This is a genomic window from Reichenbachiella agarivorans, from assembly GCF_025502585.1.
Lineage (GTDB): Bacteria > Bacteroidota > Bacteroidia > Cytophagales > Cyclobacteriaceae > Reichenbachiella > Reichenbachiella agarivorans.
In genome coordinates this window covers 2,084,521-2,099,985 of sequence record NZ_CP106679.1, presented here as the reverse complement: position 1 = coordinate 2,099,985, position 15,465 = coordinate 2,084,521, and the positions used below count along the sequence as shown (strand labels likewise).

The following is a 15,465-nucleotide window of genomic DNA, read 5'->3' as shown; positions in this document are numbered from 1 at the left end:
TTATTTAAACATTTTAATGGCCGCTTTGAGCGCCTCCACAAAATACTTTATTTCTTCTTTGGTATTGTAAACAGAAAAAGACGCCCTTACAGTTCCCTCGATCTGAAATCTTTCCATCAAAGGCTGTGCGCAATGATGTCCCGTTCTCACAGCAATGCCTTTCGCATCCAGAATCTGACCCAAATCAAAAGGATGAACGCCTTCAATCAAGAATGAGATCACACTAGCCTTGTTGTCAGCTGTACCAACAGGAATAAATCCATCAACATCTGCTAACAATTCATTGGCATACTCCAGCAACTCGTGTTCGTACGCTGCAATATTTTCCAATCCCAATTCGTTGACAAAATCCAATGCTGCCTTTAGCGCGATCACTTCACCAATATTGGGAGTCCCTGCTTCGAATTTGTAAGGGATATCATTGTAAGTCGTGCCTGAAAAGCTCACGTCTTTGATCATCTCTCCTCCTCCTTGGTAGGGAGGCATAGCCTCCAACAAGTCTCTCTTGCCATACAAAGCTCCGACCCCCGTGGGTCCGTACACTTTGTGCGCGGAGAATGCGAGGAAATCACAATCCAAGGCTTGCACATCGAGCGTCGCATGCGGTGCAGCTTGCGCCGCATCTATCAACACTTTCGCCCCTACTTTGTGTGCTTTGTCAATGATTTCTTTGACTGGATTGATGGTACCTAGTGCATTGGAGATGTAGTTGACAGACACCAATTTGGTCTTGTCGGACAATAACTTGTCATACTCATCCATCAAAAGCTCCCCTTTGTCATTGACTGGAATGACTTTGAGCGTGCAGCCATTTTCCTCACACAAGATCTGCCACGGCACGATATTGGAGTGATGTTCGAGAGCTGAAATGATGATTTCATCCCCATCTTTGATGAACTTCCGTCCAAAAGTTGCCGCTACCAAATTGATACCTTCGGTCGTACCTTTGGTAAAAATTATTTCTTCTACCTCTCTGCTATTCAAGAATTTGGCTACTGCCTTGCGTGTATTTTCAAATGCTGTGGTAGATCTTTCTGCTAGAGTATGAATCCCTCTGTGGATGTTGGCATTGTCTGTATTGTAGTAATGAGTCAAGGCATCGATCACAGATTGAGGCTTCTGAGAAGTAGCCGCATTGTCAAAATACACCAATGGTTTTCCATTGACCTGCTGATGCAGAATGGGAAATTCCTTTCTTATTTCTTCAATATTCAATGCTGTCTCGACCATAACTCAATTTAATCTACGTGCAACCTATCCATTACTTTGTCTGTAATTTCCATTTTCAACCATCCCAGGTTGATATGCTCAATTACTTCTGCGGCATTTGCCAAGAGTATCATTGACTTGGCTTTGGCCTTGTCGATTCCTCTTGCTCTGAGGTAGAAGATTGCCTCTTCATCCAGCTGTCCAGTGGTACATCCGTGTGAACATTTCACATCGTCTGCCCAGATTTCCAACTGAGGTTTGGTATTAATAGTTGCAGTATCGGACAACAAAATGTTACCATTTGACTGAAAAGCATTCGTTTTTTGTGCTGCTTGTCGCACATAAATCTTTCCGTTGAACACACCTCTTGCCTGATCGTCAATGATGCCTTTGTACAGTTCATTGCTGTTGCAGTTGGGCTGGATATGATCTACAGTCGTATGGTTGTCGATGTGTGTCTTGCCCTTCGCGAGGTACAAACCATACATATTGCTCTCGCAACCCTCTCCGTCCACTTTGATCGTGAGGTTGTTTCTCACCATTTCTCCATCAAAAGTGAATACGAAAGAAGAAAACACACTATATCTCTCCTGATAGACGTGTGTATTGCCTACGTACACTGATTGGTTCGATTCTTCTTGTATTTTATAAACTTTGATATGGGCATTGGCCTTAATCAAATAATTCTTGGTCTCGTTGATAAATGAAGTCACAGAACCATCAGATAGATGGAAATGAACGAAATCAGCTTGACTGCCTTCATTGGCCAAATAAATATTCTTGACAAAGCCGAAATTTCCGCCATTGTCTACTGATATATAGTAGCACATGACAGGCTGAGCAATCTTCTTGTTTTCTGGCACCTCCACAACTACACCGCTGTTGACATAGACGTTGTTTTGTGCTTGAAATGCGTCTTCATTCTCAGCTATCAATTCGTGAGCATCTGCTCTATCAGCTAGAGAGTCGATTCTCAATTCTTCTGCTTTGGATACGATCTCAGAATGCTCCTGATTGTAAACACCATTGATGAAAAACAAGATGTTAGCACCTGCGTGCTTTTTCTTGATGTCTTCCATTTTGTCAAGAGGCAATTTGGTGTTTTTGGTCACGGATGCAAAATCAAACTTGCCCGAAATAGCCTTTGTCAGTCTCGTGAATTTGTATTCTTCGGCCTTTGGGCCTGGGAATCCATTTGATTTCAAATAGGCCAATCCTTTGGTTCTATTGTCTTTCAAATGAGCAATCGCATTTCCATTCAAATTAGATAGGTACTGCTCTGCCTGATCAACTAGTTCCTGACCAAATATTTTTTCTGTACTCATCTGATTTTATGCTTCTGCTTCTTCTAAATCTTTGATTATCCAATCGTAACCTCTTTCTTCCAGCTCCATCGCCAATTCTTTGGTGCCAGACTTTACGATACGTCCTTTGTACAATACATGTACAAAATCAGGCACGATGTAATCCAACAATCTCTGGTAGTGAGTCACGACGATGGTGGCATTGTCCTTTGTTTTGAGGGCATTGACACCATTGGCAACTATTCTCAACGCGTCGATATCCAACCCTGAATCGGTCTCATCCAAGAGCGCCAACTTAGGCTCCAACATCGCCATTTGGAAGATTTCGTTTCTTTTCTTCTCTCCACCAGAGAAACCTTCGTTGAGCGATCTACTCAATAGAGACTGATCGATTTCTACTAGCTTCATTTTCTCCTTCATTCTCTTCAAGAACGCCACTGCATCCAAAGGCTCTAATCCTTTGTGTTCTCTGATTTGATTCAATGCAGTCTTCATGAAGTTGGTAGTCGTCACGCCAGGGATTTCTACAGGATACTGAAACGCCAAGAAGATGCCTTCTCTCGCTCTTTCTTCTGTAGCAAGTTCCAAAAGGTCTTGTCCCATGTACTCTACCGATCCACCAGTCACTTCGTAATCTTCTCTACCTGCCAAAACATTGGCCAAAGTACTCTTGCCAGAACCATTGGGTCCCATGATGGCGTGTACCTCACCTGGCTTCACTTCTAAGTTGATCCCCTTTAGGATTTCCTTCTCCTCTACTCTAGCTTGTAAATTCTTTATGCTTAACATTCGATATTTGATATTTTAAATTCGAAATTGAGATTAGTATTTAAACTTGTTCCCTTTAAATTCTGAATTTCTGAGATATTTCATAAACCCAGATATATTTTTACTCAACTCTTCACAATCCGATTTCAGTTTCTCAAAAACTTCTTCGGTAATATATTTTCGATCAAAAGCTCTGTACAATTGAGATCTTGTCTCTCCTATAGAAGCTTTGCTATGGATAGCATCTGAGAAAATTCTCTATTTCCTTCTCGTTCAAAACCCTCAGCAATGTTGTCCATACAAGAACCTGCTGAACGATTGATCTGATCAGAAAGACTGAAATCCTTATTTAATTGAATGTCTGAAATTACTACAGCAAGGTCTTGATTAAACTTCCTAGCCTTTTGCCATACTTCCAAATCTTCAAATTTTGAAAAAGTAGCCAATTTCTAATCTCAAATTTCCAATCAATTTTATCCCACAGATCCCTCAAGCGTCAATGCCAACAGTTTTTGTGCCTCCACGGCAAATTCCATCGGCAGCTTGTTGAGTACTTCTTTGGCATATCCGTTGACAATCAATGCCACTGCATTTTCCTCATCGATTCCTCGCTGGGTACAGTAGAATATCTGGTCTTCACCGATCTTAGAAGTTGTCGCTTCGTGCTCGACCTGTGCTGTTGAATTTTCGATATCTATGTATGGAAAAGTGTGCGCTCCGCACTGATTCCCAATCAACAGTGAGTCACACTGAGAGAAGTTTCTTGCCTTCTCTGCGCGCTTCATCACCTGAACTTGTCCTCTGTATGAATTTTGAGAATGTCCCGCTGAGATACCTTTGGACACGATTCTAGACTTGGTGTGCTTGCCAATATGAATCATTTTGGTGCCAGTATCTGCTTGCTGATGATTGTTGGTCACTGCCACTGAGTAAAACTCTCCTACAGAATAATCTCCTTTCAAGATACAAGATGGGTACTTCCATGTCACAGCCGAACCTGTTTCTACCTGAGTCCAAGAAATCTTAGAACGGTCGCCCGCACAAATCCCACGCTTGGTTACGAAATTGTAAATACCGCCTTTTCCATTTTTATCACCTGGATACCAATTCTGTACGGTTGAATATTTCACCTCAGCGTCCTTCTGAGCGATAATTTCTACCACGGCAGCATGCAACTGATTCTCATCACGCTGTGGCGCAGTACATCCCTCTAGGTAACTCACATAGGACCCTTCGTCTGCGACGATCAAGGTTCTTTCAAACTGTCCAGTATTGGCTGCATTGATTCGGAAATAGGTTGACAACTCCATAGGACATCTCACGCCTTTAGGAATGTAACAGAATGACCCATCAGAAAAAACGGCAGAGTTCAACGCTGAGAAGTAGTTATCAGAGACAGGTACTACCGAGCCTAGATGCTTCTTGACCAACTCAGGATGGTTTCTTACTGCCTCGCTAAACGAACAGAAAATAATCCCACGCTCTCCCAATGTTTCCTTGAAAGTAGTCGCTACCGATACAGAATCGATGACAGCATCTACCGCCACACCTGTCAATCGCTTTTGTTCGTTGAGGGAAATCCCCAATTTCTCAAAAGTTGCGATCAACTCAGGATCTATCTCATCCAGACTATCAACTGTCTTTTTCTGTTTTGGCGCAGAGTAATATTTGATGGCTTGGTAGTCGATTTTTGGGTACTTCACATTAGACCAATCTGGTTCTTCCATCTTTGTCCATCGCTCATACGCACTCAAACGCCACTCTAGCATCCACTCTGGTTCGTTCTTTTTTGCCGAAATGAAACGAACAATGTCTTCACTCAATCCTGCTGGTGCTTCATCGGCTTCCAGATCCACAGACCATCCATGTTCGTATTCTTTTGAGGTGAACTCCTCTAGTATTTGATCGTCGTTGCTCATTCGCTAAGAATTATTTAGACTCACTTTAAATAAGTGCAAAATTACTACGTTTCTAACAGGATGTTGGTTCTAAGCTATAATTTTTTTCTACTCAGCCATAAACCGAATCGATAAACGTCAATAATCGCTACATTTGATACTCAAAGCTCATCGATAAAAATGACTCAAACTCAGCAACTCCGCACCCTACTTTTGTTAATCGTGTGTCTGTCCATGATGTTTCACTCCGAGGCAGTCTTTTCTCAAAAAAACATCAACGAACTGCGGTTTAGTTCTGCTACGATCATCGTCAAAGATCTCAAAACCTCAGCAAGTTGGTATAGAAAATTCCTCCAATTCAGTGTGGAAGAGTACCGTCCTGACAAATATGTCAAAATGAAAAATGACGATTTTCGACTCATCCTCAAGCAAGGAAACAGCACCTTGCTAAAATCTCAGATCAATTTCAAGGAAGGAAAAAAATACATCAATGGCATCACCAAACTGGGATTTGCGACGAATCAGTTTGACAGCCTATACATGTATCTGCAGAAGTATGAACAAATCATCGTCAAGGATATTCATGATGATATTAATTTGGGATTAAAGTCCTATGTCACCTTAGACCCTGATGGCAACCTCCTACAGTTTTTTGATATACCCAATCAATCCAGGCTGTATCAGGTAGACCCGATGTACTTTACCATTCAATCTTCGGATTATATCAATACTCTGAAGTGGTACACCACACACATGGGTTTTGAAGAGATCGAGATTGTAGATGACAGCAACATTCACTTCCAAAACCTGCTCCGAAAAGACGGCATCATCCTAGAGCTGGTTCACCTGCCTCATCAATCTGTCGAAACCACCGAATTCATGCCACTGAATCGCGATCTGGCACAAATCGAGGAACTCTCATTCAAAATCGGACTCGCCAAAACCAAGGCCTTCGAACTTGATAACAATGGGAATAAGGTTGTGTTTATGAAATAGTATTGAGTATTGAAATTTTACAAAAAAATTAATAAATGAGTAAAACCTGCAAATCAGAAAACTAGAAAACTATTTCAAAAACTTGCTTCCTACAAAATCTCTGCTGTACCTTTGCGACAGTTCTATTTTTAATGGATGACTTATCAAGAAAGGTGGAGGGATTTGGCCCTGCGAAACCTTAGCAACCCCCGCTCGACGGAAAGGTGCTAATTCCAATTTCGAGCAATCGGAAGAGATAAGCAAGAGGAATGACACTTCGATCTAAAGATACATCATCCCTTCTAGCTTGTCTGGGAGGGATTTTTTTATACCCTTTTCAGACGCGACCCCAATCTTGATGGTCTTCAGCAAATAGTATTTTGTGATCATAAAAGGCTTTTAAGTAAAATAACATGAAATTAGGAATATTCGGATTTGGCGTGGTAGGACAGGGTTTGTATCACGTATTGCAACAATCCAACTCTATCGAGGCAGAAATAGTAAAATTTTGTATCAAGGACATCTCCAAACCCAGAAGCTTGGACAAAAGTCTGTTTACCAATCAGAAAAACGAGCTCCTCCACAACGAAGAGATTGATGTGATTGTCGAGCTTATCGATGATGCAGCCGCAGCACTGGAAATCGTCACAGAAGCCATGAATCGTGGCAAACACGTCGTGTCCGCCAACAAAAAGATGATCGCTGAGAACCTAGAATTCCTTTTGGATTTGCAAAAAAAGAAGGGGGTCTCTTTCTTGTATGAAGGATCCTGTTGCGCGAGTATTCCGATCATTCGCAACTTGGAAGAGTACTATGACAATGACTTGTTGACTTCTATTGAAGGGATTTTTAATGGATCGACCAATTTCATTCTCACCAAAATGATCAATGAGAGCGCTCCCTATGATCAGGTATTGAAAGAAGCTTAGGACTTGGGATTTGCGGAGTCTGATCCTACACTGGATGTGGAGGGAATCGATGCACGATATAAGCTTTGCATATTGCTATATCACGCTTTTGGATTGATTACCAATCCTGCGGAGCTTTTCACCCTTGGGATCACCAAAATCAACTCCTTTGATATTGATTTTGCACAAAAGCATAATTATGAAATCAAACTCATCGCCAAAGGTAAAAAAGTAGGACAGTACATCGATGCGACTGTTTTGCCGACATTTGTTGACAAGTCAACGATACTCGCTCAGACCAAAAACGAATACAATGCGGTGATTTTGGAAAGTGCCTTCTCAGAAAGTCAATTCTTGTACGGAAAGGGTGCTGGAGACAAACCCACTGGATCGGCAGTACTATCTGACATTTCTGCACTGGGATATGGCTACCGCTATGAATTCAAGAAATCAAGAAAAACCAAGGAACAGCTCCAGCTACATGAGGATTTTCAGATGAAAATCTATGTCAGGTTTGCGGATCAACAACCCAAAGAAGCGGATTTTGATGAAGTGGTAGAAAAGTACGCTGGCAGAAATGGCAACTATTGGATTGGTTATATTTCAAGACAAAAAATGAAAGCTGCCGAATGGCTGGAAATCCCTGAGATCAATGTGATTGCTATTGGGTGAAAAAGTTGAAAGTTGAAAGTTGAAAGTTTTAAAATAGAACTTGTTAGTAGTCTTATAACTGTCCTCTATAAACGTCTAGGATTTTTTGACGGAAAACGATCATGTACTTGGCATTGACCAATTCGATCTCTGCGCGATTTTTATTGTTGAGACTTTCTAGGTAAGTATAGAAATCAGTATTGCCATGTTCATACCTGGTCTCTACATATTCAAATGACTGGTTGAGTGCGACTAGGTTGTCTTCTGCTGCCTTGTAAGTTGCCTGAGCAGAGGTCAAATTGACATAAACTTGCTGAATCGTATTGGTCACATCAAGCTCCGTTTGCTGAAGATCTAGGTTGGCATTTTCTAAATTCAACTTAGCTACTTGTGTATCGTTCCTTAGTCTGCCTCGATAAAAAACTGGGACAGTGACCGAAAGATTCAAATAATCATACCTATTCCAATTCATCTGATCAGAAAAACTCGCATGAGAATCTACCATACCATTTTCAGGATTTCGTGCGCCATTGGATGAGTAAGACGATCCTACCTGACCTGACAAAGCCACTGTGGGTAGATATTGTGCTCTGGAACTTTTAAACAGCATACTGGCAGATTCGGCAGAATGCGTGGCTCTTTTGATCCCTGGCGAATAAGACAAAGAACTTTCTAAAACTTCTGCGAACTTCTCTTTTTCCATCAAAGCCAAATCGTCTCCGAATTCGTAAGGAGCAACGTCATAATTGTCTGACACCTCCAGTTGCAAGGTTTGCAACAAACGTAGCATGTCTGTCAATAATAAGTTTTTACGGTTGACCAATGTGAGATTTTCATTGGCTAGTTGGGATTGAAAATTATAAACTTGTTCCAAATTTCCTACTCCGATTTCATTCCTTTTTTTCTCTCTTTCGAGTTGAGATTGGAGCAAATTGATTTTATCCTCTGATATTTTGATGTTTTCCTTGTCTAGTACCACACTGAGGTAGGCAGCTAGTACATTGGATTCTACTGTTTGCACTTGTTCTTCTATGGCAAAAGAAGTCGCTTCCTTGTTGTTGTTGGCGGCTTTTAGCTGATAGTGATTGCTAAAACCGTTGAAAACCGTCCAATTGGCACGAATGCTTGGATTGGAGGAATTGGTTACAGAAGTCACCTGACGCGCAGCTGTGTTGTCAAAAAAGGTGCCGTTATAGAGATCGTAATTGGCGTACAAATCAATAGATGGCAGGAACTCCATCATGCGTTGAAAATAATTTGCGTTAGCAATGAGTGCATTGTTTTTGACACGTTTCAGCTCTATGTTGTTTTGCATAGCGATCTTCATACACTGATCCAGCGTCAAAACCTGCTTGCTGGGAGTCGTGTCTACGTCCTGTGCACACAACCAATACCCCATCAAAACCATTATTATTACCAGTACACTTTTCATCTTCGGTTATTTATCGAAAGGCACAGAGGGTGCTCACCTGACATGAGCACCATGAGGATTCTACTTATTTACAACTATTTACTAATTCGTATTTTTCGGAGCTCCGCTAGACGAGAGTACTGTCTCTGGTATTGATGTTTTCGGAGACGATCTGCCCATCGAATAGGTGAATGACTCGATGTGCATATTCTGCATCAACAGGCGAGTGAGTCACCATGATCACCGTTGTGCCTTTTGCATTCAACTCACTTAACAGAGACATGACTTCCTGTCCATTGGCTGAGTCTAGGTTACCTGTAGGCTCATCGGCAAGGATCATGTTAGGCTTGGCTACCACAGCTCTGGATATCGCCACTCTCTGCTGCTGTCCACCAGAGAGCTGCTGAGGGAAGTGATTCCTTCTATGCATGATTTTCATCTGCTCCATGACTTCTTCTACTCTTTTCTTTCGTTCTGATGCTGAATACTTCAAGTAAATCAAGGGCAATTCTATGTTTTCAAACACAGTCAACTCATCGATTAGGTTAAAGCTCTGGAATACAAAACCAATATTCTCCTTTCTCAAATCCGCTCTTTTTCTTTCACTGAATTGTGAAATCTCTTGATCTGAAAAGTAAAACTCCCCATGTGATGGATTGTCCAACAAGCCCAAGATGTTGAGCAAAGTAGACTTGCCGCAGCCTGATGGTCCCATGATTGCTACAAACTCTCCGTTCTTTACCTCCAAATTCACCCCTGCCAAAGCAGTCGTTTCGATTTCATCTGTGTAATAGATTTTCTTTAGATCATTGGTTTGGATAAGTGTCCCTGTATTTTCCATTGTTTTATGATTTGATTGCATTATATCTTATTTAAATACTAAGCGGTCTTTGTCTTCATAGCCTTCGTATGATGATACTACGACCTGATCACCTGCTTCTAAGCCCTCCAATACTTCGTAGAATCGTGGGTTTTGCCTACCCAATTTTATTTTTCGCCTTACGGCCTCTCCTCCGTCCTCTGTCACGACAAAAACCCAGTTGCCTCCGGTGGTTTGATAGAAACTGCCGCGTGGGATTTGTAGTGCTTCGATGTTTTCACTGAGTTGCAATTTGATTTGAAGTGTTTGTCCTCTGCGAATGCCTTTGGGCAACTCTGCGGTAAAACTCAAATCCACTGAAAACAGACCATTGTTTACCTCTGGATAAATCTTAGCTATCTGTAGGTCATGATTCGCTCCATCAAAATCAAATGAACCCACTAAACCTTCATATATTCTGGCGATGTAGTGTTCATCTATGGTAGCGCGAACCTTGAATCCGTTCATATCATCGATCTGGCCTATGTTTTGACCCATCTGGATAGATTCACCTACCTCTGCATTGATGGATGACAACCGACCAGATATCGGTGCCTTGATATACAGGTTTTCCAGATTACCTTTGATCATTTTCAAGTTGTTTCTAGTTCTTGACAGGGTCTGTTCGGTCTGGCGAATTTGAATTTTGGCATTTTTGGTATCAAAGTCCTGAGACTGAATCTCAATTTTGCGTGAATCAACTAGTCTATTGTAATCTCTCTTGAGTTTTAGAAATTCCTGCTCTGAGATCACGTTCTCTTCTCTGAGTTTCACTCCTCTCTCATAGTTATCTTTCGCATCTGCTATGTCATAGTCCAAATCAATGAGCTTTTTCTTTAGCTCGAACTGCGTCCTTTGCAAATCCAGCTTTGTGTTTTCCAGATTATTGACCAAAATGAAAGCTTGTGTTTCCTCTCGGATGAAATTTTGGACGAGATTGTTGTTGGACAATTTCAATATGGTATCGCCTTCGGTGACCAATATCCCACCATCCAGATATTTCTTCTCTACTGTACCTCCCTCGATAGCATCCAAACGGATCGTTTTGATCGGTAATACATTGCCATCCACAGGAATAAATTCACGGAATTGTCCGTTGACGACTTGGGCTATTTTGATCTTATCTTCATTCACTTTCAATTTCACCCCTTGATCCGCAAAGACGAAATTGTATAAGATGAAACTTGCGATTAGGACAGCAGCGGAGATTGCTGCTACCCTTTTTACTGTCCACTTCTTCTTTTGTATTACTCGATCCATTCGGTAAAAAATTACATATTCACTGACCCTATGCCAAGAAAAGTGCCATTCACGTAACTAACTGAAATACTGTCAATTACAAATTACATAAATTATAAAAAGAAAGGAAAATTGTTCAGGTATGAGACACCTGTGTTCGATATCGGTCAATTCCAGAGACAGGATCAAAAATCGAGAAATATCATCAGTCACAAAAAAAGGGTCCAAGACTTAACTTGAACCCCAAGGTCAAAAACTCAAAATAAAAAGGACTAATCAAATCTTAATCCACAACAACAGTTCGAATATACGGATTTTAGAACCCAAATAAAAATACTCTACAAGAGAAGTTATCAAATCATTAACTTGTCCGTTCAAAGGTCTCTTTAAAATTATTAGTTCCTGTAAACTTTGCCAGCTTTGATTTTCGTTTAGATTTGCTTCAATGAACTTTGCTAACGCTACATTTCTCTGGGGACTACTTGCCCTAAGTATCCCTATCATTGTTCATCTTTTCAATTTTCGCAAAGCGAAACTGGTGAAGTTTTCGAATGTAAGGTTCCTAAACACCGTCAAAAAGAAGTCGTCCTCCAAACTCCAGCTCAAGCATCTTCTGATTCTACTTTGTCGACTGGCATTCATTTTCTTTTTGGTACTGGCATTTGCCCAACCATTTATCCCTGGACAAGAAGAGGGGCTCAATGAAAACTCTGTTATTCTCTACCTAGACAACTCTGGGAGCATGGGTAATCTCACCGACGAAAACACATCTGCGCTGACCGTAGCACAGTCTATCGCGCAACAAGTAATAGACCTCTATCCAAGTTCCACCAGTTTCAAGATTCTAGACAACAATTTTTCTCCCAGCGCCAACCATTTCAAAAGCGCAGAACAAACACGAGACTTGCTGTCCGAAATGAAACCATCTAGTGTCAGTCGATCTGGCACAGAGATCTTCAACAAAATCAAAACACTCAGCGATCCCAATGATCACAGTGAGATATTTGTATTGAGCGACATGCAACGATCCACATTTGGCCAGATAGATCAGGTGACCGACACACTGAACCAATACTATCTCATACCCCTGACTGTAGCCCAAGAAAACAACATCTATGTAGACACTGCCTACATCAACCAACCCTTCATTTTGGCTCACAAGCAAAACATACTTAGCACCAAAATCAAAAACAATGGAGACAAGGCCATCGAAGACCTCATCGTCAAACTCCATGTCAACAACCAACAATCGGCTAGTATGGCTGTCTCCATTGATTCCAGATCTTCCAAAACAATCAGTTTCGAGCTGGGCAAGAACCTCAACAAGTACAATCAAGCTCGTATCGAATTTCAAGACTTTCCGGTCACTTTTGACAATGAATTCTACCTGGCTTTTAATCTGGCGCCCAAGATTCAAGTCATAGAAATCAAAGATCAAGTCGCCAGCACTTACATAGAAAAGGTATTTGAAGACAATGATCTATTTGAGTTCAACACCTTCCATACTGGGGATGTCTCGTATCAAAAACTAGAGAACTCGGATGTACTTGTCCTCTACAGTGTCAAGGAAATTAACTCCAGTCTTCAGGCGCAAATCAAGACTTTACTAGAAGCAGGGAAAACAGTAGTGCTATTCCCTCATGCAGAAAATGCACTGGCTGATCTACAAAGCAGTCTCAACCTGCGCTATGATATGATTCCATATGTTGAGAAAATCGAAATGGAAAAGCCAGAGCTGAACAACCCTTTCTTTGAAGGTATGTTTGAGTCCATTGACAACAAAACAAAACTCCCTTCAGCTTCACCTTTGTTCCAACTCAAGAGCTTTCACCAAACCTTACTCAAGACAAAAACTGGTAACTCCTTTCTGTCCAAAGTTTCACAACAAGGTAATTTGTACATCTATGGCACTGCTTTGACGGACGAACTGACCGATTTTCAGAGGCACGCCTTCTTCGTCCCTGTCATGCAACGGATCGGAGAACTCAGCGCCAGCAGCAGCAACCGACTCTACTATACTGCAGACAATGACAACATGGTCGTCTCACTAGACTCGATCCATAACAACACCCTCTACAAAATCAAGCACACCGTATTGGGAGAAGAACTCATTCCCTCCCAGCGCATGATGCAAAACCAATTGGTCATGGACTTTCCAAAATACCTACTCACACCGGGCAATTACCAGTTGTATTCTGATCAAGAAGACTTGGACTACATCGGATTCAACCACTCCAAAGCAGAATCCGACCTGACCATAATCAAACACGATGAGCTCTCACAATTGCTTTCTGGCATCCAATCCTTAGAAACCTTTGACCATGTAGACAGCAAGAATTTCACTAAAATCTTGAAAGAAAAATACCACAGCATGGAGTTATGGAAATATGCTTTACTTTTGTCCTTGGCATTTCTAATAGCCGAATCTTTGCTACTAAGATTTTTGTAAATGAGTCTATTTATAAGGGAAGCTAAAATCCTCGACCCGCAATCACCGCACCACAACAAGATAGTCAATGTATTGATCCAAGATGGAGTCATTGTCTCTATTGACAAACAAGAACATTCGGCAGACACCGTCATAGAAGCCAAAGGTCAGCTGTTGCTCCCCGGTCTGTTTGATATGAAAGCCAATTTCAATGATCCGGGCAACGAGCACAAAGAAGACATCCGCAGCGGGTGTCAACTGGCCACAGAATCGGGCTTTACAGGCATCGCTACACTACCCAATACCGCGCCAGTCGTACAAGCCAAGAGTCACATTGAGTACATCAAATCCAAGAGCAGAGATTGCCTGACGGATTTGTACCCCATGGCAGCCGTCACCATAGATACCAAAGGTGAAGATCTCACAGAAATGCTCGATTTGCACGAGGCTGGAGCGGTGGCATTTACAGATGGGAATGAGCCACTATGGCACACGGATATTTTGCTCAAGTCTCTGATTTATGTGCAGAAGATCGACGGATTGATCATCAATCTGCCCGAAGATAAACTACTCACTCGTTTTGGCACCATGAATGAAGGGATCGTCAGCACAGGGTTGGGACTGAAAGGCATGCCAGCGCTGGCAGAACACCTGATGATCAAAAGAGACCTTGACATCTTGGAATACAGCGGTGGACGCTTGCACTTCTCCAATATTTCCTCTGCCGAAAGTGTCAAATTGATCAAAAAGGGAAAGAAGAAAGGATTGAATATCACTTGCGACGTTAGCATCCATCACCTCATGCACACAGATGAATCAGTCATAGGATATGATTCCAATTTCAAAATCAATCCTCCACTCAGAGAAGAAAAAGACAGAAAGGCACTGATCAAAGGTCTCAAAGAAGGTATCATCGATGTGATTGTCAGTGCACATACTCCACAGGATGAGGAAAGCAAAAAACTAGAATTTGACAGAGCAGAAAACGGTATTCTTTCGCTACAAACTATGATTCCTTCTCTCCTTTCGCTCAAAGAAGAATTGGAATACAATGAATGGATCGACAAAGTGACCGTCAATCCCCGTGCGATTCTAAAAATAGAAACGGCCAGCATCAATGAAAAACAAAAAGCCAACCTCACACTGATCAATCCTAAGAAAAAGTGGAAATACGACAGCAGCAGCAACCGCTCCAAGTCAGTCAACAGCCCCTACTACGGCAAGGAATTAATAGGTCAGGTCAGCGCGACAATCAACGGCACTAAACAATACCTCGCATGAGAGATTTATTTAGGACATCCCTCAGATATGGATTGATCGGATCAGCGATGATCGTGATCATGTTTCTGGTGTTTTACTTCTCAGGAGAGAACCCCTTGCAGGAACTGCAGATGTTTGACCTTTTCATCATACCTATTTTTGTGTTTTTTGGGATCAAAGAATTCAGAGACCGATTCAACGGCAAGCTCCTCGAATACTGGCAAGGCATGAGCGGTGGCTTTATCATTTTCTTAGTCTTGGGGTTAGTCACTTCCGCATTCATTTACATCTTTACACAATGGATAGAACCTGCCATGGTCAGTGACTATGTCACGAGCAGAGTAGAAATACTGGAAGAAACCCGAACCAAAATCGTAGAACAAATGGGCGCTGAGTCCTACATCGAATCCTACGAAAAAGTCAGAAACACTACCCAATCTGACATCATACTCGATAGTTTTCTCAAAAAAATCATCATTGGATTTTTGATAACAACTGTAGTGGCTGTAGTATTGAAAAGAAAAGCGCCTAAGAGCTGAATCAACAAAAGCATAC

11 protein-coding genes, 2 pseudogenes and 1 riboswitch are annotated in these 15,465 nt (G+C 41.6%); of the genes and pseudogenes, 5 read left to right on the top strand and 8 right to left on the bottom strand.

Features of this window, described 5'->3' with window-relative positions; translation table 11 throughout:
• The 5 genes and pseudogenes from N6H18_RS08700 to sufB form a co-directional block, all read right to left on the bottom strand.
• Nucleotides 1-1,230, bottom strand: a complete 1,230-nt coding sequence (locus N6H18_RS08700; protein WP_316044843.1) for a cysteine desulfurase — start codon at nt 1,228-1,230, stop codon at nt 1-3.
• An 8-nt stretch (nt 1,231-1,238) separates the two neighbouring features.
• Nucleotides 1,239-2,534 (bottom strand): Fe-S cluster assembly protein SufD, encoded by a 1,296-nt coding sequence (sufD, locus tag N6H18_RS08695; protein WP_262311446.1) that lies wholly within the window; start codon nt 2,532-2,534, stop codon nt 1,239-1,241.
• Nucleotides 2,535-2,540: 6 nt separating this feature from the next.
• Nucleotides 2,541-3,302: a Fe-S cluster assembly ATPase SufC gene (gene sufC, locus N6H18_RS08690; RefSeq protein WP_262311445.1), complete on the bottom strand. Its 762-nt coding sequence runs from the start codon at nt 3,300-3,302 to the stop codon at nt 2,541-2,543.
• Between the two features lie 33 nt (nt 3,303-3,335).
• Nucleotides 3,336-3,700: pseudogene (locus N6H18_RS18750) on the bottom strand (four helix bundle protein).
• 54 nt (nt 3,701-3,754) lie between these two features.
• Nucleotides 3,755-5,200 (bottom strand): Fe-S cluster assembly protein SufB, encoded by a 1,446-nt coding sequence (gene sufB, locus N6H18_RS08680; RefSeq protein ID WP_262311444.1) that lies wholly within the window; start codon nt 5,198-5,200, stop codon nt 3,755-3,757.
• 159 nt (nt 5,201-5,359) lie between these two features.
• Between sufB and N6H18_RS08675 the strand changes: the two genes are divergently transcribed.
• Both N6H18_RS08675 and N6H18_RS08670 read left to right on the top strand, forming a co-directional pair.
• A complete protein-coding gene (locus tag N6H18_RS08675; protein ID WP_262311443.1) occupies nt 5,360-6,175 on the top strand; it encodes a VOC family protein in 816 nt (271 codons plus the stop codon).
• Between the two features lie 137 nt (nt 6,176-6,312).
• Nucleotides 6,313-6,417: riboswitch (SAM riboswitch) on the top strand.
• A 150-nt stretch (nt 6,418-6,567) separates the two neighbouring features.
• Nucleotides 6,568-7,734 (top strand): annotated as a pseudogene (locus N6H18_RS08670) (homoserine dehydrogenase).
• 52 nt (nt 7,735-7,786) lie between these two features.
• Here N6H18_RS08670 and N6H18_RS08665 read toward each other — a convergent pair.
• The 3 genes from N6H18_RS08665 to N6H18_RS08655 all read right to left on the bottom strand — a co-directional run bounded on the left by N6H18_RS08665 (nt 7,787) and on the right by N6H18_RS08655 (nt 11,243).
• Nucleotides 7,787-9,145, bottom strand: a complete 1,359-nt coding sequence (locus N6H18_RS08665; RefSeq protein ID WP_262311442.1) for a TolC family protein — start codon at nt 9,143-9,145, stop codon at nt 7,787-7,789.
• A gap of 106 nt (nt 9,146-9,251) precedes the next feature.
• Nucleotides 9,252-9,965, bottom strand: coding sequence for an ABC transporter ATP-binding protein (locus tag N6H18_RS08660; RefSeq protein ID WP_262311441.1), 714 nt, complete (start codon nt 9,963-9,965; stop codon nt 9,252-9,254).
• Between the two features lie 27 nt (nt 9,966-9,992).
• Nucleotides 9,993-11,243: an efflux RND transporter periplasmic adaptor subunit gene (locus tag N6H18_RS08655; protein ID WP_262311440.1), complete on the bottom strand. Its 1,251-nt coding sequence runs from the start codon at nt 11,241-11,243 to the stop codon at nt 9,993-9,995.
• A 424-nt stretch (nt 11,244-11,667) separates the two neighbouring features.
• On the opposite strand from N6H18_RS08655, the gene N6H18_RS08650 reads away from it, so the two are divergent.
• Genes N6H18_RS08650 through N6H18_RS08640 form a run of 3 tightly spaced genes read left to right on the top strand, consistent with a single transcriptional unit; the run spans nt 11,668 to nt 15,449 of the window.
• The gene (locus N6H18_RS08650; protein WP_262311439.1) at nt 11,668-13,671 is read left to right on the top strand and encodes a BatA domain-containing protein; all 2,004 of its coding nucleotides are present in this window, start codon (nt 11,668-11,670) and stop codon (nt 13,669-13,671) included.
• A complete protein-coding gene (locus N6H18_RS08645; protein WP_262311438.1) occupies nt 13,672-14,931 on the top strand; it encodes a dihydroorotase in 1,260 nt (419 codons plus the stop codon). It abuts the gene before it with no gap.
• Nucleotides 14,928-15,449 (top strand): DUF4199 domain-containing protein, encoded by a 522-nt coding sequence (locus N6H18_RS08640; protein WP_262311437.1) that lies wholly within the window; start codon nt 14,928-14,930, stop codon nt 15,447-15,449. The genes N6H18_RS08645 and N6H18_RS08640 overlap by 4 nt, the downstream gene beginning before the upstream one ends.
• The last annotated feature ends 16 nt before the right edge of the window (nt 15,450-15,465 follow it).